Source organism: Acinetobacter sp. CFCC 11171 (assembly GCF_003268405.1).
Lineage (GTDB): Bacteria > Pseudomonadota > Gammaproteobacteria > Pseudomonadales > Moraxellaceae > Acinetobacter > Acinetobacter amyesii.
This window is the reverse complement of record NZ_LQXP01000002.1, coordinates 15,725-33,012: the sequence shown is the minus strand read 5'-3', so window position 1 is coordinate 33,012 and position 17,288 is coordinate 15,725. Positions and strand designations below refer to the sequence as shown.

Genomic DNA, 17,288 nt, shown 5'->3' with positions numbered 1-17,288 from the left:
TGAACCCACATAATAATGTTGGTAAATATATATGTTTGAAATTTGGTGTATCTGACAACTGTGCCTGTCCATTTAGGGATTTAATCCTCATCAAACCGCTTATACGCGCAGCAATACTACGAAAAACTGTTACATTTCTCAACCTTTACAACGAAACCTAAACAATTTAATCACTTATGTTTCTTTTAACAGACTTGGGCTTAAATAGAGTCCTTATCAATACATACATAAACGGAATAAAGATCAGCACCAAAACCGTACCGAATATTACCCCACCGAGTACGCTCACCCCAATCTCTTGGCGACTGGCTGCACCTGCACCAAAAGCAAGAACTAAAGGAACCACTCCCGCACCAAAAGCCAAAGAGGTCATCAAAATAGGACGTAAACGAAGTGCTGCGCCTTCCATTGCAGCTTCGATTACATGTTTGCCTTTTTCTTGTGCCATCGCTGCAAACTCTACAATCAAGATCGCGTTTTTACAGGACAAACCAATTGTTGTCAGTAGAGCAATTTGGAAATAGATGTCATTTGGAAAACCGACCATGTAGCTAAACAAAATATTACCACCTATCCCAAGTGGAATCGCACTCATGACTGCAGTTGGAATACTCCAACTTTCATATAGGGCGGCAAGACAAAGGAAAATAAATCCTATCGAGACCAAATATAGCCAAATCGCTTGATGACTTGATTTTTGCTCTTCAAAGGATAACCCACTCCATGCCACGTCCACACCCGGCACTTGGTCAACTAAAGCTTTAACATCCTGCATGGCTTGTCCACTTGAGACATTTTTGGCTGTATCCGCTTCCATTTGTAATGCGGTATAGCCCATGAAACGATTAACAACTTCTGGACCACCACTCCAACCAATGGTTGAAAAATTACTAAATGGAATCATTTCATTTTGGTCATTACGTACATGCCAATAAGCTAAATCTTCTGGTTTAGAACGGAATTCGGCATCTGCCTGCATCATGACGCGTTTAATGCGCCCACGGTCGATAAAATCGTTGATATAGCTACCGCCCCATGCGCTACTCATGGTGCTATTAATCGCATTTTGAGTTAACCCCAAGGCCATTGCTTGTTTTTGATCAATATCCACTTTTAGTTCAGCTTTGTCTGGGTTAGAGCGTTTGTCTAAATTTTCGAAACTGCTGAATTGTGAAGATTTTTCTTGCAAGCTTTTAAATTGCGCATCGAGATAAGCACGGCCTTCACCATTCATATCTCGCAGCCAAAATTCCAGACCATCGGTTTGCCCAAGGCCACTGACAGAGGACGGCATGCTGACATTGATTTGTGCATTGTTAAATTTTTTAAAATGTTTCATAGCACGTTCACGAATCGCTTGCGCTGAATTGTGTTGTCCTGAACGTTCATCCCAATGCTTCAGTGCAATAAAACCTTGCCCTAAGTTTTGACCCGTACCAGAAAAATTTCGTCCATAACGAATCATCACCAAATCAACATTTTGCTTTTCTTCAGTTAAAAAGTACTGCCGAATTTGTTCACCGACCTCACGACTTTTCGACATCGGTGCACCTTCTTGTAATTTAAGTTGCACACTCAAAATACCTTGGTCTTCACTAGGAATAAAACTGGTCGGCAAAGCACGATAAAACAAAGCAAATACCGTAATGAGCCCCGCAAACAAAACCACCGTCCATAAGCGATAACGAACCGTGGCTTGTGCAAGTGCTAGATATTTGGTTTTTAAAGTCTCTAATTTGGCGTTAAACCAAATCGCCCAGCGCTGCGGTTTCGGATTGGGTTTTAAAATTAAGGCACATAATGCAGGGGTTAAAATCAGCGCAACCATCAGTGACAAGCCCATTGCAGCCACAAGTGTGATGGAAAATTGTCTATAGATCACGCCCGTTGAGCCACCAAAGAACGCCATGGGAATAAATACAGCGGTTAATACCAAAGTAATTCCGATTAATGCCCCGCTAATTTCATGCATCGACTCGATGGCCGCTTGTTTTGCTGTTAACTGTTGTTCATGCATTAAACGTTCAACGTTTTCCACCACAACAATCGCATCATCGACCAACAGACCGATGGCCAGTACCAATGCAAACAATGTGAGCGTATTAATGGTCATGCCCAAAGTATATAAAATCGCTAAAGTCCCAAGAATCACCACAGGCACCGTAATCGCAGGAATCAGCGTTGCTCGCCAATTTTGTAAGAAGATAAACATCACCAAAACCACCAATAAAACGGCTTCGAATAATGTTTTCACCACTTCTTTAATCGATTCTTGTACAAATGGCGTGTTATCCCGTGGATAAACAATTTTATAACCGGCTGGTAATTGCTTCGCTAACTGTTCAATTTCTTGCTTAATTAAGGCTGAGGTTTCAAGTGCATTCGCCCCAGAAGCCAATGAGATCCCCATCCCTGAAGATGGATACCCGTTAATGGTATTGACCCCTGAATAATTTTCCGCACCCAATTCAACACGTGCAACGTCTTTTAAATAGACAAAACTGCCGTCTCGTGCAGATTTGACAATAATATTTTCAAATTCTTCAACTGACTTTAAACGTGAACCTGAAGTGACTTTTGCATTGAAATATTGATCCGAAACACTGGGCAATTCACCTACGGCTCCGGCTGCAACCTGCGTATTTTGTGATTCAACAGCCGCACGGATATCACTGGGCATAAGGCTATATTGCTTTAACTTCAGTGGGTTGAGCCAAATGCGCATGGCAAATTGCGAACCAAAAACATCGACTTCACCAATACCCTCAATTCGAGCAATGTCCTGTTCTAGATGAGTCATCATATAGTCACCAAGTTCGATATTCGAACTCTTGCCAGTCTCATCATAGAGGCCGATAACCATATGGGTATCACCCAAAGATTTATAGACATTTACCCCTTGGCGCTGCACATCTTCAGGCAGCCGATTGATTACTCCATTTATGGCATTTTGTACTTGTACTTGAGCGGTATCTGGGTCAGTGCCATTTTCAAAACTGATGCTGATCCGGCTTCGACCTGAAGAGTCGCTGCTTGAACTAAAATATAAAAGATGATCAATTCCTTTAATTTGTTGCTCAAGAACTTGTGTGACACTTTCCTCGACTGTTTCTGCTGACGCACCGCTATAACTTGCACTGACCGTAATTCGTGGTGGTGCAATATCTGGATAGCGCTCTACCGGTAAATTGAGCACAGCAAATAGCCCGAGCGCCATGACGATGATCGCCAAGACACCTGCAAAAATCGGTCGATAAATAAAAAACTTAGACAGCATCAGTCCATGTCACTTTTCAATTGAAGAAATAAAAAATATAGATTGAATTTTTTCAAAAAATCTTATTGATAATCAATCACAATGAGCTTGATTACAAGCCTAGACTACATAAAAACCTTGCTTGAAGCGAAATATGTAGAAAATATGGAGAGCCTCCACTTCAGCTATTTTAGTAAATTTATGTGACAAAACCGCCTCTGTCATGAAGCCTTAGCCACTGCCCTGCAATGTATGCCTGCAACATCATTCATTTATATAAAAAGATGCAGAGGCAGCCATGCAAAAACAATTAACAAAACAGTTAAATCTAGCCATAACTAGCAAAGTGAAATCCTCATGGGGCGTGTCTTCACTGCTCCTTTTTAGCGTTTTTGGTTTATCTGCATGTAATTCGGATGACGATAAAACCCATGTCACCAAGCCCCCTATTTTGCCTGATACAGGTTTTGTCATTGTTGGGCATCGTGGTGCCAGTGCTTTGCGACCTGAGCATACTCTTGCCGCATATCAAAAAGCGATTGATGATGGTGCGGATTTTATCGAACCCGATTTAGTGCCAACCAAGGATGGCTATCTGGTTGCGCGCCATGAAAGTGAAATTTCAGGGACTACCAATATTAGTACGCTGTCACAATTTGCGGATCGAAAAACCACCAAAAAAATCGATGGTATCGACCATACAGGATGGTTTACGGAAGACTTTAATTTGAATGAACTGACTCAAAATGTAAAAGCACGTGAGCGTATTGCTCAATATCGCCCTAATAACACTCAATATAATGATCAATACAGCATCCCAACGCTCGAACAAATCATTGAACTTGCCGATGCTCACTATAAAAAAACTGGGAAAATTGTTGGTTTATATATTGAAACCAAGCACCCAACATTTTTCCAACAGCAAAATCTAGCCATGGAAGATCGTTTACTCTCCACGCTTGCTAAATACAGTTATACACGTGATATCGCGCCTGTATATTTACAGTCCTTTGAAACCACCAATCTTAAATACTTACGTGATCAACTCACGCAAAAGAAAACCCTCAAACATGGCAAAATTATTCAATTATTAGATAGCCCAACTGCCATACCGGGTGACTTACAGCAACAAAGCTCACCTCAAAATTATGCAAGTTTAGCCACTGCAGAAGGCCTAAAATCAGTGGCAAAATATGCAGATGGTGTAGGTCCAAGTAAAACCTATATTTTTTCAAACACTGAATTTAAACAAACCAATTTTGTCAAAGATGCCCATGCTGCTGGTTTGAAAGTTCATCCTTATACGCTCAGACCTGAAAATGGTTTTTTACCTGACTATTTAAAATGTAGCTCAGTGGCAACCGAACGTTGTGATACCGGTGCGGCTAAAGAATTTGAAAACTTCTATAAAGCTGGTGTAGATGGTGTATTTGCAGATGATCCGGGACTGGCGCGCAAAACCTTAACGCAACTGCAAAAACCCTAATTTTTCTAAAATGAAAAAAGACGCCGAGGCGTCTTTTTTATTGTTCAATGGAAACCTTAAAGCGGGTTTGCCAAATATTCTGCGGCTGACTGCGTTGCCACTGGCTGAGGTGCTGGAGCTGTCGGAGCTGTCGGAGCTGTCGGAGCTGTCGGAGCTGTCGGAGCTGTCGGAGCTAAATTTAGCGGGTTCCAACGGAACTGACCATCATTCATTTCACTAATTTTACCAATACCCGGAAATGGTAAATGTGCAAATGCAACGAAGGTTTGCTCTTGAGCAAAACGTTTAAAAATTGCTAAACGAGTTTCACTGGCTTTGACCGGATCGACATCAAAATCAACAGATAACTTGGGTTGTTCAAACTGTAAATGATACGAATGAACCACATCCCCGAGGATAGCAAAACTTTTAGCTTGCGACTTTAAGATAAAAGAATAATGCCCTGGTGTATGCCCAACACTCGGTAGTACTTCTAATCCATTAATCACAGAACCAACGCTAAAAGTCTTAAAACTCCGCATGGTCTGATAAGGCGCAATCGCAGCTTTAATTTTTGCAACAGTTGCTAAATAACCGTCACGTTTTTCGGCAGCTAAAGTGTCAACGGTGTTTTCACTTAACCAATACTGACTTTCTTGTTCATTGACGTAAACCGTTGCATTTGGAAACACGGCTTTGCCTTGTTTCGCAATGCCACATGCATGATCTGGATGTAAATGGGTTAAGAATACACTGCGTACACGATTAAGCTTATAGCCAGCTGCTTCAATGTTTTGTGCAATAGAACCTAAGTTCGGACCAAAACAACTAGCTGCACCACTATCGACAAGACTGATGCCGCCTTGTCCATCATCAATCAGGTAGGCATTGACACTGGTTTGTATGCCTTTGCTCTGATCAACCGCAAGCTTTTGAAATAAGGCACTGACTTCTTCTGGAGTTAAGTTTTGTTTAAACAAATCAGGACTTAATTCGAGTGTCCCATCTTTTAAAGCAATGACTTTATACGCACCCACTTGGAAAGAATAAAATCCCACGGGCTGAGTCACATTCGTTTTGATTTCCGTTTGAATAAATGCCGGCTCTGCACTGACAAACTGGCTGGTTAAAAGTGTTGCTGCAAGCACAGCAAAACTAAAGTTTTTCATTGTTGACCTATATCACTTTTATTATTTCATGCAATGAAGCAAAGGCTTCAAAATTAAAAATTTTAAACGTCTGTATTGTGCCTGAAATTCAGGCAAATTTTAAGTCTCATACTGGATAAACATAGCACTAACTTGATACAGGCACATGTAAATCATCCTAAACTTTTAGGCCTAATAAAATAAAAGCTGAATGCAAGAAAACTTTAAGCTTGGCATGCTATATTTTCGCCAGTTTTTAAATCTATACGTCTGTACAGTACTATGAGTGAAATTTCCCCGTTTAAAGGTAAATCTGGACTTAAACGAATTTTTAATGCAACACAATATTCCCTCGACGGATTCAAAGCTGCTTATCAAAATGAAGCTGCATTTCGACAAATTGTCTGGATGAATATTGTGCTTATTCCCACCAGTTGCTTACTCGATGTGAGTCGTGTTGAACATGTCCTTATGGTAGTGGTGTGTTTATTTGCCTTAATTGTTGAGTTATTCAATTCTGCTATTGAAGCCGTGGTCGACCGGGTATCTTTAGACAAGCATCCACTTTCTAAAATTGCCAAAGATATGGGAAGTGCAGCTCAATTTGTCGCTTTAGCAATTATTTTTTTTACTTGGTTAATTATCCTTTTGCCTTAAATAAAGGGGGTCTCATTATATTTGCAGAGTTATGCCCTGCTTTTTTATATCGACACACTTCAAGAAATGGATTTAAGAAGATTTTAAAGCCATAAAAAACCCAGCTTTCGCTGGGTTTTTTTTCGAATCAGTTCAATGCTTAGTGAGCAGCGAATTGGTTCATTGTGTTTTTCGCATCGTCACCCGCTTTAAGCGCGTTGTCACCAGCGAAGATTTCTTTGTGGTCGTCACCGATGTCAGAACCCGCCATTGCTTGGTGTTTCACACAAGCGATACCGCCACGGATTTCTTTACGTTGTACGCCAGCAACATAAGCCAACATACCTTCAGAACCGAAGTAACCTTGAGCAAGTTCATGCGTAGAAAGTGCTGCAGTGTGGTAAGTCGGAAGTGTGATCAAGTGATGGAATACACCCGCTTCACGAGAAGCATCTGCTTGGAATGTACGAACTTTTTCGTCAGCTTCAGCAGCTAATTCAGAGTTATCGTACTCAGCGCTCATTAATTTAGCGCGGTCGTATGCAGATACGTCTTTACCTTCAGCAACCCAACGATCGTACGCTTGTTGACGGAAGTTTAAAGTCCAGTTGAATGATGGAGAGTTGTTATAAACAAGTTTCGCATTTGGAACAACTTCACGTACACGGTTAACCATGTGAGCAATTTCTTCAACGTTTGGAGTCGCAGTTTCGATCCAAAGAAGGTCAGCACCATTTTGAAGGCTAGATACACAGTCAAGTACAACGCGGTCGATTTGCGTGTCTGGACGGAACTGGTACAAGCCAGAAGCAAGACGTTTTGGACGGTGAAGTTTACCGTTACGTTTGATTAGGATTTCGTCTTCTTGAGCTTCTGAAATGTCAATTTCAGTTGTGTCTAAGTAGCTGATGTATTGAGAAGCGATGTCGCCTGGCTCTTTAACCACTGGGATTTTTTGAGTCAAGTCAGCGCCTTCAGAGTCAGTACGAGCAACGATGATACCGTCATCAAGACCCATTTCTAAGAATGCATAGCGAAGAGCGTGGATTTTCGCGATGAAGTCTTCGTGTGGAACTGTAACTTTACCAGCTTGGTGACCACATTGTTTAGCGTCAGATACTTGGTTTTCGATTTGTAGTGCACAAGCACCCGCTTCGATCATTTTCTTAGCTAGTAAGTAAGTCGCTTCTTCGTTACCGAAACCAGCGTCGATGTCCGCAATAATTGGCACAACGTGAGTTTGGAAGTTGTCGATTTGAGCAGTGATTTCTGCAGCTTTAGCAGTATCACCTGCTTCGTTTGCTTTTTTAAGCGCACGGAATAAGTCGTTTAATTCTTTCGCATCAGCTTGGCGAAGGAAAGTGTAGATTTCTTCGATCAATGCAGGAACTGAAGTTTTTTCGTGCATAGATTGGTCAGGAAGTGGACCGAATTCTGAACGAAGAGCTGCAACCATCCAACCAGAAAGGTAGATATAACGACGTTCAGTTGTACCGAAGTATTTTTTGTTCGCAATCATTTTTTGTTGTGCGATAAAACCGTGCCAGCAACCTAATGATTGAGTGTATTTGCTAGAATCAGCATCATAAGCAGCCATATCACGACGCATAATTGCAGCTGTATATTTCGCAATGTCTAAACCAGTTTTGAAACGGTTTTGCATTTGCATACGTGCAGCATCTTCTGGGCTAATATCGCGCCAAGTGCTTCCGAATTTTGCTTTTAATTCACGGATTGCATCAATCGCTGTTAAGTATGTAGACATGATATGTTCCTGTAATAATATTAGGATTTTTCTGCAACGTAAGGCTAAAATCATACCCTCGAATGATTGTTCAGATTTAGAACACTTCGTTGCGATAGACACAGAGTAGATTGACTAAAAAAATTAATCCAATATTCTGCATTAATTTTCAGTATTTATTTAAAAAATATGTAGATTAAAGTCGTATTATAATAATTAACCAATATTTATAAGTATTTGTATTTAAATACTTTTATTAATATATTTTTCTAATTTTTTTGTCTGTTTTTCAAACATTTTGATGAATTATTCTTCATTAGACTTAAGTCGACTGAGCATTCACTTTTAAAAAAAACAGCATTTTTTACGCCATTTTTGCCCAAATTTACCGAGCTAAATACTTGGTTATTCTGTCTTCAAATGATCATGCAAATGAGATATTTCATCTAATTTTTTTGTTTTATGAACATCGCATCACATAAACAAAATTGCTCCGTATTTTTATTTCATTCACTTTGAAAATATCGGTCTAAACAGGTAATAAGTATTTAAGAAGTATGTGCTACGACTTCAGCAAATTTGTCTTAAAACTGCTGAATTTTAGTACAAAAGTACACGTCATTTTTTCATCCATTTTTTACACAAGCCTTAGTAGTTATGGCATAATCAGATAAATTTCATGATTTTATTGTCGGTATTTATTTTATGAATCTGGAGCGGGTCGATCTCAATCTATTAATTTATCTTGATGTACTTCTTCGTGAAAAAAATGTGACTCGTGCTGCCGAGCAACTGGGTGTAACTCAGCCCGCGATGAGTAATATTTTACGTCGTCTACGCAACTTATTTAATGATCCACTTCTTATTCGTTCTTCAGAAGGTATGACACCTACAGAGCGTGCGCTTGAATTACAGCCACGTATCCGTGATGCACTTTCTGACCTTTCGATGATTTTGGAACCCCGTACCGAGTTCCGCCCTTATACCTCAAATCGTGTCTTCCGCATCATGACTTCAGATTATGCTGAAGCAACACTGGTGCCGCGCCTAGTAAAAGCTTTGCGCTCAGAAGCACCCAATGTGGTTCTCGATTTTTTAACGCCTAGTGATGTGTCTTATCGAGATATGGAACAAGGTAAAGTCGACTTGGCGATTAACCGCTTTAATGAAATTCCGCAAAGTTTCCACCAAGTTTTGGTCTGGCGTGACAGTTTTTCATGCCTTTTAAATGCCAAGCACCCTGCTGCAAATAATTTAAACCTGAAAAGCTATCTAGATGCACAACACATTTGGGTATCTAAAACAGGTATGGGTGTCGGTTTTGGTGTCAATCCTGAAAAACAAGCGGGTCTAGGTTGGATTGATCAGGCTCTAGAACGTATTGGCCAAAAACGTAAAATTTCAGTTTTTACTCGTCATTATCAAATGCCTGGCTTATTGGCCTCGAATGTTGATTTGGTTGCGACTCTGCCAAGCCGTATCGCTCGCCTTCAAGCCAAAAGTCAAAACCTGTTACTTCGCGATCCACCATTCTATATTCCTGAATTTGAATTAAAAATGGCTTGGTGTCCATTACTTCATCATCACCCTGCTCATCGCTGGTTACGTCAACTTATCTTGTATGTTGCACGTCAAATGATTGAAGAAGAAAACCGCGAATACTTAATGAATAACTCTCAGTTTTCACAGTATCAGTAATTAATTCTTTAATTCCTTATTAATTCAAACGTATACTGTCACTATATAGGTAGTAGTTAAGACTACTACCTTGCCCATTTTTGTGTTAGAAATACAGAAAAATAGAATGAATCACAAACAGGTGTATTCGTGAGCCTTTTCCAAAATATTGTCATTATTATTCTCCTGATCGTCGGTGCGGGTTTTCTTTCATTAACAGAAATTGCCCTTGCGGGTGCACGAAAAGTAAAACTTAAAATTTTGGCTGAATCTGGAGATTCACGTGCACAACGTGTGCTTGACTTACAAGCCAACTCAGCAGACTTTTTCGCCGCATCACAAATTGGCTTAAATGCCGTGGCAATTCTTGGCGGTATTTTGGGTGAAGGTGCATTTCGTCCTTATTTCATTAGCTTAGTCACTCGTTTTTATCAGGGCCCGTGGACTGAAACTATCGGTTTCACCCTGTCGTTTACTTTAGTCACATCCTTATTCATTCTATTTGCTGATTTGATGCCAAAACGTTTGGCGATGATCGCACCTGAAAAAATTGCCGTTGCTGTTGTTGACCCGATTCAAATCTTTATTAAGGTGTGTAAGCCAATGGCGTGGGTGATTAATGCCATTGCCAATTTGTTGTTTCGTTTATTCAAAGTGAATACAACACGTGATGACAATATTACCTTTGACGACATTTCAGCCGTGATGGATGCCGGTGCTCAAGCTGGTGTACTTCAAAAGCAAGAACACCACTTTATTGAAAACGTATTTGAGCTGGAAGAACGTAACGTCCCTTCAAGTATGACCACACGTGAAAACGTGGTGTACTTTACCCTCAAAGAATCTGAAGCCAGTATTCGTCAAAAACTCGCTGAATTCCCATATTCGAAGTTTTTGGTCTGTAGTGAAAATATTGATGACGTGATTGGCTATGTGGATGCCAAAGATATTTTGGTGCGAATCCTCAACAATCAGTCACTTTTACAACTCAACGAAAATACTATTCGTAATGTTCTCACGATTCCAGATACCTTAACACTGTCCGAGTTACTCGATCGCTTTCGTTCAACCAAAGAAAAATTTGCCGTAGTAATTAACGAATACGCGTTGGTTGTCGGCGTTATTACCCTCTCCGACATTATGATTACCGTGATGGGCGACTGGGTAACACCGATTGAAGCAGAACAACAAATTATTAAACGTGATGCGGATTCTTGGCTTATCGATGGCAGTACACCAATCGAAGATCTAAAACATGCACTCGCTTTAGATGAAATGCCCGATGAAGAAAACTATGAAACCCTTGCGGGTTTTATGATGTTTAAACTGCGTAAAATTCCACGTCCAGCTGACTTTGTTACTTATCATGGCTACAAATTTGAAGTTGTGGATGTAGACCACTTTAAAATTGACCAATTGTTAGTGACCCGCTTACAACAGGCTGAAACTGAACTTGATACACCAGAAGAATCAGATTAATTCGATTCTTCTTTTTTCTAAAACAATAAAATATAAATACGATGGAATACGAAGATGTCTTTTTCACTTAAAGCGATTTTGACTTGCTTTAGTTTTTATACTGGGGCTTATCTGATCTATTATTTTTTCAAAGCTCATCCACAACCTTTATTTCTATTGCTCGGTGTTGCACTGATCGTCACTGCTTGGTTTTTAACGCCTTATCCTTATGAACGCGGTCGACAACAATATGACGAAACCATGCGTTTTGGTCTGTTCTTTTATAATCCCTTAATTTTTTGGTTCCGATTTTTTAGTTGGCCGATTCGGACGCTACTGTCTATTTTTGCTTAAGCGCACTTATTGTGATCAAACTGGATCTAAACGCACTTACAGTTCTCTACAGATATTGAATATATGTAAACAGACCACTTTTTTGAATAAAAATTAAAATAAATCAAAAAATCCCGCTTCCCTAATACCTTCATTATTAATGACTATTTTTCATCAAAATAGTGATGTATTTCACATTTTCTCACCTTTGTTTTGACTGATGAAATTTCTCTTTATGCTCTGCCCTTGGATTTAAAAACAGCTTTATATTTCAAAGGAATGAACCATGTTAACCGTACTCGGTTTGGGCATGATCTTGTGTTTTATGTATTTGATCATGTCGAAACGCTTAAGCCCACTTGTCGCACTGACTTTAACTCCCCTACTTTTTGCCTTGATTGCGTGGTTACTTGGTTTTTATTTTGACAGCTTGTCACACATACAAATAAATGAAATTGGCAATATGATGATTGAAGGTGTAAAAAAACTTGCACCGACCGGCATCATGTTGCTTTTTGCGATTCTGTATTTTGCCATCATGATTGATACAGGTTTGTTCGACCCTTCGGTGAAATTTATTTTAAAAATGGTCAAAGGTGATCCCTTAAAAGTTGTCCTTGGAACCATTACCCTGACGTTAATTGTCTCTTTGGATGGAGATGGTTTACAACCTATATGATCTGTGTTGCGGCCATGCTGCCACTCTATAAGCGCTTAGGTATGAGCCCATTGATTATGGCATGTTTGATTATGCTCTCTAGTGGAATTATGAATCTTACACCTTGGGGTGGGCCTACTGCCCGCGCCGCCAGCGCGCTTCATGTCGACCCAAGTGATGTATTTGTTCCGATGGTTTTACCGATGTTATTTGCCATCGGCTGGTTGTACTTTTTGGGAACCATGTATGGTCGAATGGAAAGAAAGCGTCTAGGAATTGTCCAATTGGATATCAGCCATGGTGAAAACATTCAAATCTCAGATAATCCAGAAGCCAACCGCGCAGATCTACGTTGGTTTAATGCACTGTTAACTGTCGTTCTGATGATTTGTCTGGTTTTTAGTATTTTACCTATGCCTATTTTATTCATGGTGGCTTTGTGTATTGCACTAGTCGTCAACTACAAAAATGTCGACTTGCAGAAAAAGTTAATCGCACATCATGCAGGTAGTGCTTTAAACGTGGTCGGCATCATTTTTGCTGCAGGTATTTTTACCGGAATTTTAGCTGGAACAGGCATGGTAGAAGCCATGTCCAAACAACTTGTGGCAATTATCCCTGAAAGTATGGGCCCCTATTTAGCACCGATCACCGCTGTCATCAGTATGCCGATGACTTTCTTTATGTCGAATGATGCTTTCTATTTTGGGGTTTTGCCGATTCTTTCCGATGCTGCCGCTCATTATGGAATTGCACCTGTAGAAATGGCACGTGCCTCCATCGTAGGGCAACCTGTACACCTACTCTCTCCGCTTGTTCCTTCGACCTATTTACTCTGTGGACTTGTAGGTATCGAGTTTGGACAACATCAGAAATTTACCATTATCTGGGCTGTAATCACGTGTTTTGTCATGTTAGCAGCAGGCCTGATCTTTGGGATGTTTCTTCCGTTTTATTCGAGCTTAACTTAAAATTTTAAAGATAAAAAAGCACCATCAGGTGCTTTTTTATGCTTAACAATAGAACTAGCCAGTGCTTTACACTCACAGGTTCATTTGTAGCGATTAATGCTTTGAAATTAATGCTTTGAAATTAATGCTTCTAGAACTGCTTCATAATGAATACGAATGTCATCTTCTAAAATTTTATAGACATTGTCGAATTGCACCATTGGCCATCCTTCTTTCCAAAATGGGAAAATATTATGCAGGTCATGAGTCACCGTTGCGTCTTCACGTACAATTGCTTGTGCAACTTGTGACAATACTTGTGCAGTTTCAGCACCATCAATCGCTAAATAATCGATACCACGAACTTTCAAAATACGGATACGGTCTTTCTTATAGCGAATTTTTTTACTTTGGCCTTCATTTAAGCCTAAAGCCAAAGTCACAGCTTCAACAAATTTATATTCAAATGCTTGATTTAATTTCACCAAAGCTTGTTTATGAGCCTCTTGACGACCAGCTTTCCCCCCACTACGAATCACTTCATTTGCTTCAGTATTTAAAACATCTGATTTCATCGACTGAAGAATGTCTAGAATTTCGATATCGCTTAATGTTTCAGGAGAATGATCAGTCATAAACTGCCTATAAAAACTTAATATTCAATAAGTATGTATTTTCGCATAAAAGCAGCATGAAAACTGCGACCTTCGCTATAGAAATTGCGTTTTCTCTTATAATGTTCAGATATACAACATGATTTAGAAAAAAAATTCTGTCAAAAATATCGAAATCAACTATATTACTTTCACGCTTTAATATTAACGTCACAATATGGCTCAAAAGAAACAGGCTGCGCTTTACCTTCAACAACTGAAACAGCAATATCCAGCAGCCTTTAAACATAATTATTTATTTTATAGCCAACTGAAAACTCAAGGCATTTTAGACGAACTCAAAGAACTCATTCCTTGGGTTTTGGCGGCGATGATTTTTATTTCTTTGAGCATGAGTATTGGTCATGCAGTGCAACTGTATTTTCCAGAAATGAGTGAGTTTCGAGCTCATGGTATTGCTGTATTAAGTATTATGCTGTTTTTCATGCTGGTTGTGCCTTTAGTTATCAAGCAAATCAAACACAGTTCGATGTCACTGTATCAAAGTTTGAAGAATACGCCGTTCAGACTTGCGATCGTGATTTTATTACAGTTACTCAATATCGCCTTTTTACAAAGTACCTTCGTTCAATCTGTATTGTTCTTTTTCGCCATGAGTTTCGGCTTTGTGCGTTTTTATAAAGAAAATCTATTCAAAGATGGAAGTAACACGCAAGAATACTATTTTCTACAAGAGACACGTCGTATTGCTTATTGGTCGTATAAACAAATGCTTAAAGCAAAATTACGTTTGACACTCAGTAATCCAAATCAAGTAAAACATAAACAGTTATCTGAGCGCTTTACCCATTTCCAAAATTTACACATACAAATGCTGCACCAGGAAAATCAGCTGTGTAAAAAGCTAAAGCACCAAAATGTTGAACATTATCTTGATGAGCTAATGAAATAAGTTAGCATTGATATAGTGCAAAAAACTTTCAATTACTGCTCAAAAAGTCATTCAATACATCAATATTTTTGAATATTTTCAACTTATATGCATGAATTGATTGATTTTAAAACAAACACCATCAAATACACTTGCCAAGGTCCATTTCGTCCTCTATTATTGCGCACATGCCCGAGTGGTGAAATCGGTAGACACAGGGGATTTAAAATCCCCCGCCCACAAAGCGTGCCAGTTCGAGTCTGGCCTCGGGCACCATTCTTATACTTTTAAGATTGGTGCAATAAAAGATCTAGCAATTTGCTGGTTTTTTTATGCCTAAAATTTATAAATCTATTATTATTCAATGCCAATATCTTCAGATTTTGATCTCCCTACACTACAACTCAAGCATCCCGATGCCTTTTATCAACGGCTGCTGTTTGCGCATTTCAAAATTATCAGTCTAACGCCCACTGCACCCGTTTTAATCTTTAGCTTTTGCCTGATACTTTTTATCTCACTTGGCAGCGCCGCACTTGGGCATATACTTTCAACGGCACTTTCAATTCACGCCCCCAAAATGGCGTTCAATCTTGGTGTATTGATTATTCTTCCTTTGATCTATTGCTATGTTTGGTATGCACATTATCAAGCACGTTTTAGCAGTAAGTTTGCAGTTCAACGTCTGCAAATACAGCTGTATCTCCTTGGGGGATTCACACTTATCCTCGCTACTAACTTTAAATATCTACAAACAGATGTATTAAACCTCATCAGTCTCTGTGGACTTTTTTTCAGTCTTTTTTTATGTGTATTTACTGAATTGTTTTATAAACGTGATAGCAGTGCCATTGAACGAGTAAAACTACAAAAGCTTCGCCAACTGGCATTTTGGTCTTATCAACAATCCTTAAAACAAAAAGAGCATCAAACGTATTTCTACGCCCTACACTTACAAGCCATGCAAGAAGAACAGAAACTATCAGCATCGATCAAATCATCGTTTAAAGATTTTATAGACAAAGCTAAATAATTTTTTAAATCCCTAGACACAAAAAAGCCCTGTCACTACAGGGCTTTTTTTAAAGTTCAATTACCATTCTCGGTTAGCAACTAACTCTTCCATTTCAATATCCATATGGCCTTCGTCTTGCAGCACCATCATCATGGCTTCTGCAATATAATCTGCAGCCGTATCATCCAAAGACGAATCTAAATCTTCAAATTGAGGTTTCATCTTATTGAGCTGTGCAACCGTTTCATTGGCAAAATGGTAGATATCAGTTGAACTTAAATCTGCTTTTGCGATTTTCTTCGCAAATTGAACAACCAATAACTTCACCTCTGCAACCAACACATCTGGGTAATATTCATCATCAAACATGGGTAGCAGTAAATCTGCAAACATACGAAACTCTATCACAAAACATTCAGGGCGCTTATATAACACAAATACTACAATTCACCAAATTTATTGGGATTCAGTATTTTCAAATCACACTGCATTCTGCATGGCTTGCCAAACACGAATCGCATTTACCGTCGCTTTGACATCATGTGCGCGAACCATACATGCACCTTGTTGAATGCTGAGTAAATGCGCTGCAACCGAGCCTACAGCGCGATTTTGTGCATCTGCACCGCCAAGTGCTTCACCGATAAAACGCTTACGTGATAATGCAGACAGGATCGGATAGCCCATGTTATTCAATTGATAGAATTGCTGTAAAAGCTTTAAGTTTTGCTGCGCATTTTTAGCAAAACCAAAACCCGGATCAATCATAATATTTTCTGCACGGACGCCTGCGTCCAATGCATCTTGCACACGTTGCTTTAATTCATCGATGACGTCAGCAACGACATCTTGATACTGATCTAGATTATTCATCGTGGTGGGTTCTCCACGCATATGCATAATGATCACTGGAATATCCAGTTTTGCAGCGGTTTCTAAGGCATTCGGCCGAGTTAATGCACGTACATCATTCCAGATATGCGCACCTGCTTGAACCGCTGCCTCAATCACCTCAGGTTGCGAGGTATCGATAGAAATCACCACATTGTGTTTGGATAATGCTTCAACGACGGGTACGACCCGTCGAATTTCTTCTTCAACCTCAACAACAGATGCACCCGGACGTGTTGACTCACCACCGACATCAATCACTGTCGCGCCATCCACTATCATTTGTAAGGCATGTGCTATAGCTTGGTCTTTACCATTATGTTTGCCACCATCACTAAAAGAGTCCGGTGTGACATTTAAAATCCCCATCACATGTGGCTCTGACAAATCTAATTGCAAATTACCACAGTTTAAAATTTTATTAGGCAAAGACACCAACTTCATATTACACATCCCAGATTTTGCTGCGCTTATTTTAACGCTAAGTTTGCTCAGCATTGCGCTCACATGCA

At 39.6% G+C, this 17,288-nt stretch carries 13 protein-coding genes, 1 tRNA gene and 1 pseudogene; 9 read left to right on the top strand and 6 right to left on the bottom strand.

Features of this window, described 5'->3' with window-relative positions; genetic code table 11:
- Window positions 1-166 precede the first annotated feature (166 nt).
- Window positions 167-3,277 (bottom strand): multidrug efflux RND transporter permease subunit, encoded by a 3,111-nt coding sequence (locus tag AVJ20_RS01580; RefSeq protein ID WP_111883896.1) that lies wholly within the window; start codon window positions 3,275-3,277, stop codon window positions 167-169.
- A gap of 277 nt (window positions 3,278-3,554) precedes the next feature.
- On the opposite strand from AVJ20_RS01580, the gene AVJ20_RS01575 reads away from it, so the two are divergent.
- Window positions 3,555-4,742: a glycerophosphodiester phosphodiesterase family protein gene (locus AVJ20_RS01575; RefSeq protein ID WP_111883895.1), complete on the top strand. Its 1,188-nt coding sequence runs from the start codon at window positions 3,555-3,557 to the stop codon at window positions 4,740-4,742.
- Window positions 4,743-4,798: 56 nt separating this feature from the next.
- On the opposite strand, the gene AVJ20_RS01570 is transcribed toward AVJ20_RS01575, so the two are convergent.
- A complete protein-coding gene (locus tag AVJ20_RS01570) occupies window positions 4,799-5,890 on the bottom strand; it encodes an MBL fold metallo-hydrolase (RefSeq protein ID WP_162689710.1) in 1,092 nt (363 codons plus the stop codon).
- Window positions 5,891-6,151: 261 nt separating this feature from the next.
- Here AVJ20_RS01570 and AVJ20_RS01565 point away from each other — a divergent pair, with 261 nt between their 5' ends.
- On the top strand, window positions 6,152-6,526 hold the full coding sequence (locus AVJ20_RS01565) for a diacylglycerol kinase (RefSeq protein ID WP_078192151.1): 375 nt from the start codon (window positions 6,152-6,154) through the stop codon (window positions 6,524-6,526).
- 139 nt (window positions 6,527-6,665) lie between these two features.
- Here the strand turns inward: AVJ20_RS01565 and AVJ20_RS01560 are convergent, their stop codons facing one another.
- The gene (locus tag AVJ20_RS01560) at window positions 6,666-8,270 is read right to left on the bottom strand and encodes an isocitrate lyase (RefSeq protein WP_078192152.1); all 1,605 of its coding nucleotides are present in this window, start codon (window positions 8,268-8,270) and stop codon (window positions 6,666-6,668) included.
- Between the two features lie 684 nt (window positions 8,271-8,954).
- Here AVJ20_RS01560 and AVJ20_RS01555 point away from each other — a divergent pair.
- The 4 genes and pseudogenes from AVJ20_RS01555 (at window position 8,955) to AVJ20_RS01540 (ending at window position 13,346) form a co-directional block, all read left to right on the top strand.
- Entirely contained in the window at window positions 8,955-9,947 is a 993-nt protein-coding gene (locus AVJ20_RS01555; RefSeq protein WP_078191331.1) for a LysR family transcriptional regulator, read from the top strand.
- 129 nt (window positions 9,948-10,076) lie between these two features.
- Window positions 10,077-11,405: a hemolysin family protein gene (locus tag AVJ20_RS01550; protein WP_078192153.1), complete on the top strand. Its 1,329-nt coding sequence runs from the start codon at window positions 10,077-10,079 to the stop codon at window positions 11,403-11,405.
- A 54-nt stretch (window positions 11,406-11,459) separates the two neighbouring features.
- The gene (locus AVJ20_RS01545) at window positions 11,460-11,738 is read left to right on the top strand and encodes a hypothetical protein (protein ID WP_078191333.1); all 279 of its coding nucleotides are present in this window, start codon (window positions 11,460-11,462) and stop codon (window positions 11,736-11,738) included.
- A 265-nt stretch (window positions 11,739-12,003) separates the two neighbouring features.
- Window positions 12,004-13,346, top strand: a pseudogene (locus tag AVJ20_RS01540) (CitMHS family transporter).
- Between the two features lie 107 nt (window positions 13,347-13,453).
- On the opposite strand, the gene AVJ20_RS01535 reads toward AVJ20_RS01540, so the two are convergent.
- Window positions 13,454-13,960 (bottom strand): hypothetical protein, encoded by a 507-nt coding sequence (locus tag AVJ20_RS01535; protein ID WP_111883894.1) that lies wholly within the window; start codon window positions 13,958-13,960, stop codon window positions 13,454-13,456.
- 196 nt (window positions 13,961-14,156) lie between these two features.
- Here AVJ20_RS01535 and AVJ20_RS01530 point away from each other — a divergent pair, with 196 nt between their 5' ends.
- The 3 genes from AVJ20_RS01530 to AVJ20_RS01520 all read left to right on the top strand — a co-directional run bounded on the left by AVJ20_RS01530 (window position 14,157) and on the right by AVJ20_RS01520 (window position 15,903).
- On the top strand, window positions 14,157-14,891 hold the full coding sequence (locus tag AVJ20_RS01530; RefSeq protein WP_111883893.1) for a hypothetical protein: 735 nt from the start codon (window positions 14,157-14,159) through the stop codon (window positions 14,889-14,891).
- 169 nt (window positions 14,892-15,060) lie between these two features.
- Window positions 15,061-15,146: transfer RNA gene (locus tag AVJ20_RS01525), tRNA-Leu, on the top strand.
- Between the two features lie 88 nt (window positions 15,147-15,234).
- Window positions 15,235-15,903 (top strand): hypothetical protein, encoded by a 669-nt coding sequence (locus AVJ20_RS01520; protein WP_111883892.1) that lies wholly within the window; start codon window positions 15,235-15,237, stop codon window positions 15,901-15,903.
- Between the two features lie 60 nt (window positions 15,904-15,963).
- On the opposite strand, the gene AVJ20_RS01515 is transcribed toward AVJ20_RS01520, so the two are convergent.
- Both AVJ20_RS01515 and folP read right to left on the bottom strand, forming a co-directional pair.
- Window positions 15,964-16,278: a DUF5713 family protein gene (locus tag AVJ20_RS01515; protein ID WP_078191338.1), complete on the bottom strand. Its 315-nt coding sequence runs from the start codon at window positions 16,276-16,278 to the stop codon at window positions 15,964-15,966.
- Between the two features lie 87 nt (window positions 16,279-16,365).
- A complete protein-coding gene (folP, locus tag AVJ20_RS01510) occupies window positions 16,366-17,220 on the bottom strand; it encodes a dihydropteroate synthase (RefSeq protein ID WP_078192158.1) in 855 nt (284 codons plus the stop codon).
- Window positions 17,221-17,288: the final 68 nt, after the last annotated feature.

Excerpts from the sequence above, each read along its gene's own strand:
- AVJ20_RS01580 (WP_111883896.1), bottom strand. The coding sequence starts at position 3,277 with ATGCTGTCTAAGTTTTTTATTTATCGACCGATTTTTGCAGGTGTCTTG.
- AVJ20_RS01575 (WP_111883895.1), top strand. The coding sequence starts at position 3,555 with ATGCAAAAACAATTAACAAAACAGTTAAATCTAGCCATAACTAGCAAA.
- AVJ20_RS01570 (WP_162689710.1), bottom strand. The coding sequence starts at position 5,890 with ATGAAAAACTTTAGTTTTGCTGTGCTTGCAGCAACACTTTTAACCAGC.
- AVJ20_RS01565 (WP_078192151.1), top strand. The coding sequence starts at position 6,152 with ATGAGTGAAATTTCCCCGTTTAAAGGTAAATCTGGACTTAAACGAATT.
- AVJ20_RS01560 (WP_078192152.1), bottom strand. The coding sequence starts at position 8,270 with ATGTCTACATACTTAACAGCGATTGATGCAATCCGTGAATTAAAAGCA.
- AVJ20_RS01555 (WP_078191331.1), top strand. The coding sequence starts at position 8,955 with ATGAATCTGGAGCGGGTCGATCTCAATCTATTAATTTATCTTGATGTA.
- AVJ20_RS01545 (WP_078191333.1), top strand. The coding sequence starts at position 11,460 with ATGTCTTTTTCACTTAAAGCGATTTTGACTTGCTTTAGTTTTTATACT.
- AVJ20_RS01535 (WP_111883894.1), bottom strand. The coding sequence starts at position 13,960 with ATGACTGATCATTCTCCTGAAACATTAAGCGATATCGAAATTCTAGAC.
- AVJ20_RS01530 (WP_111883893.1), top strand. The coding sequence starts at position 14,157 with ATGGCTCAAAAGAAACAGGCTGCGCTTTACCTTCAACAACTGAAACAG.
- AVJ20_RS01520 (WP_111883892.1), top strand. The coding sequence starts at position 15,235 with ATGCCAATATCTTCAGATTTTGATCTCCCTACACTACAACTCAAGCAT.
- AVJ20_RS01515 (WP_078191338.1), bottom strand. The coding sequence starts at position 16,278 with ATGTTTGCAGATTTACTGCTACCCATGTTTGATGATGAATATTACCCA.
- folP (WP_078192158.1), bottom strand. The coding sequence starts at position 17,220 with ATGAAGTTGGTGTCTTTGCCTAATAAAATTTTAAACTGTGGTAATTTG.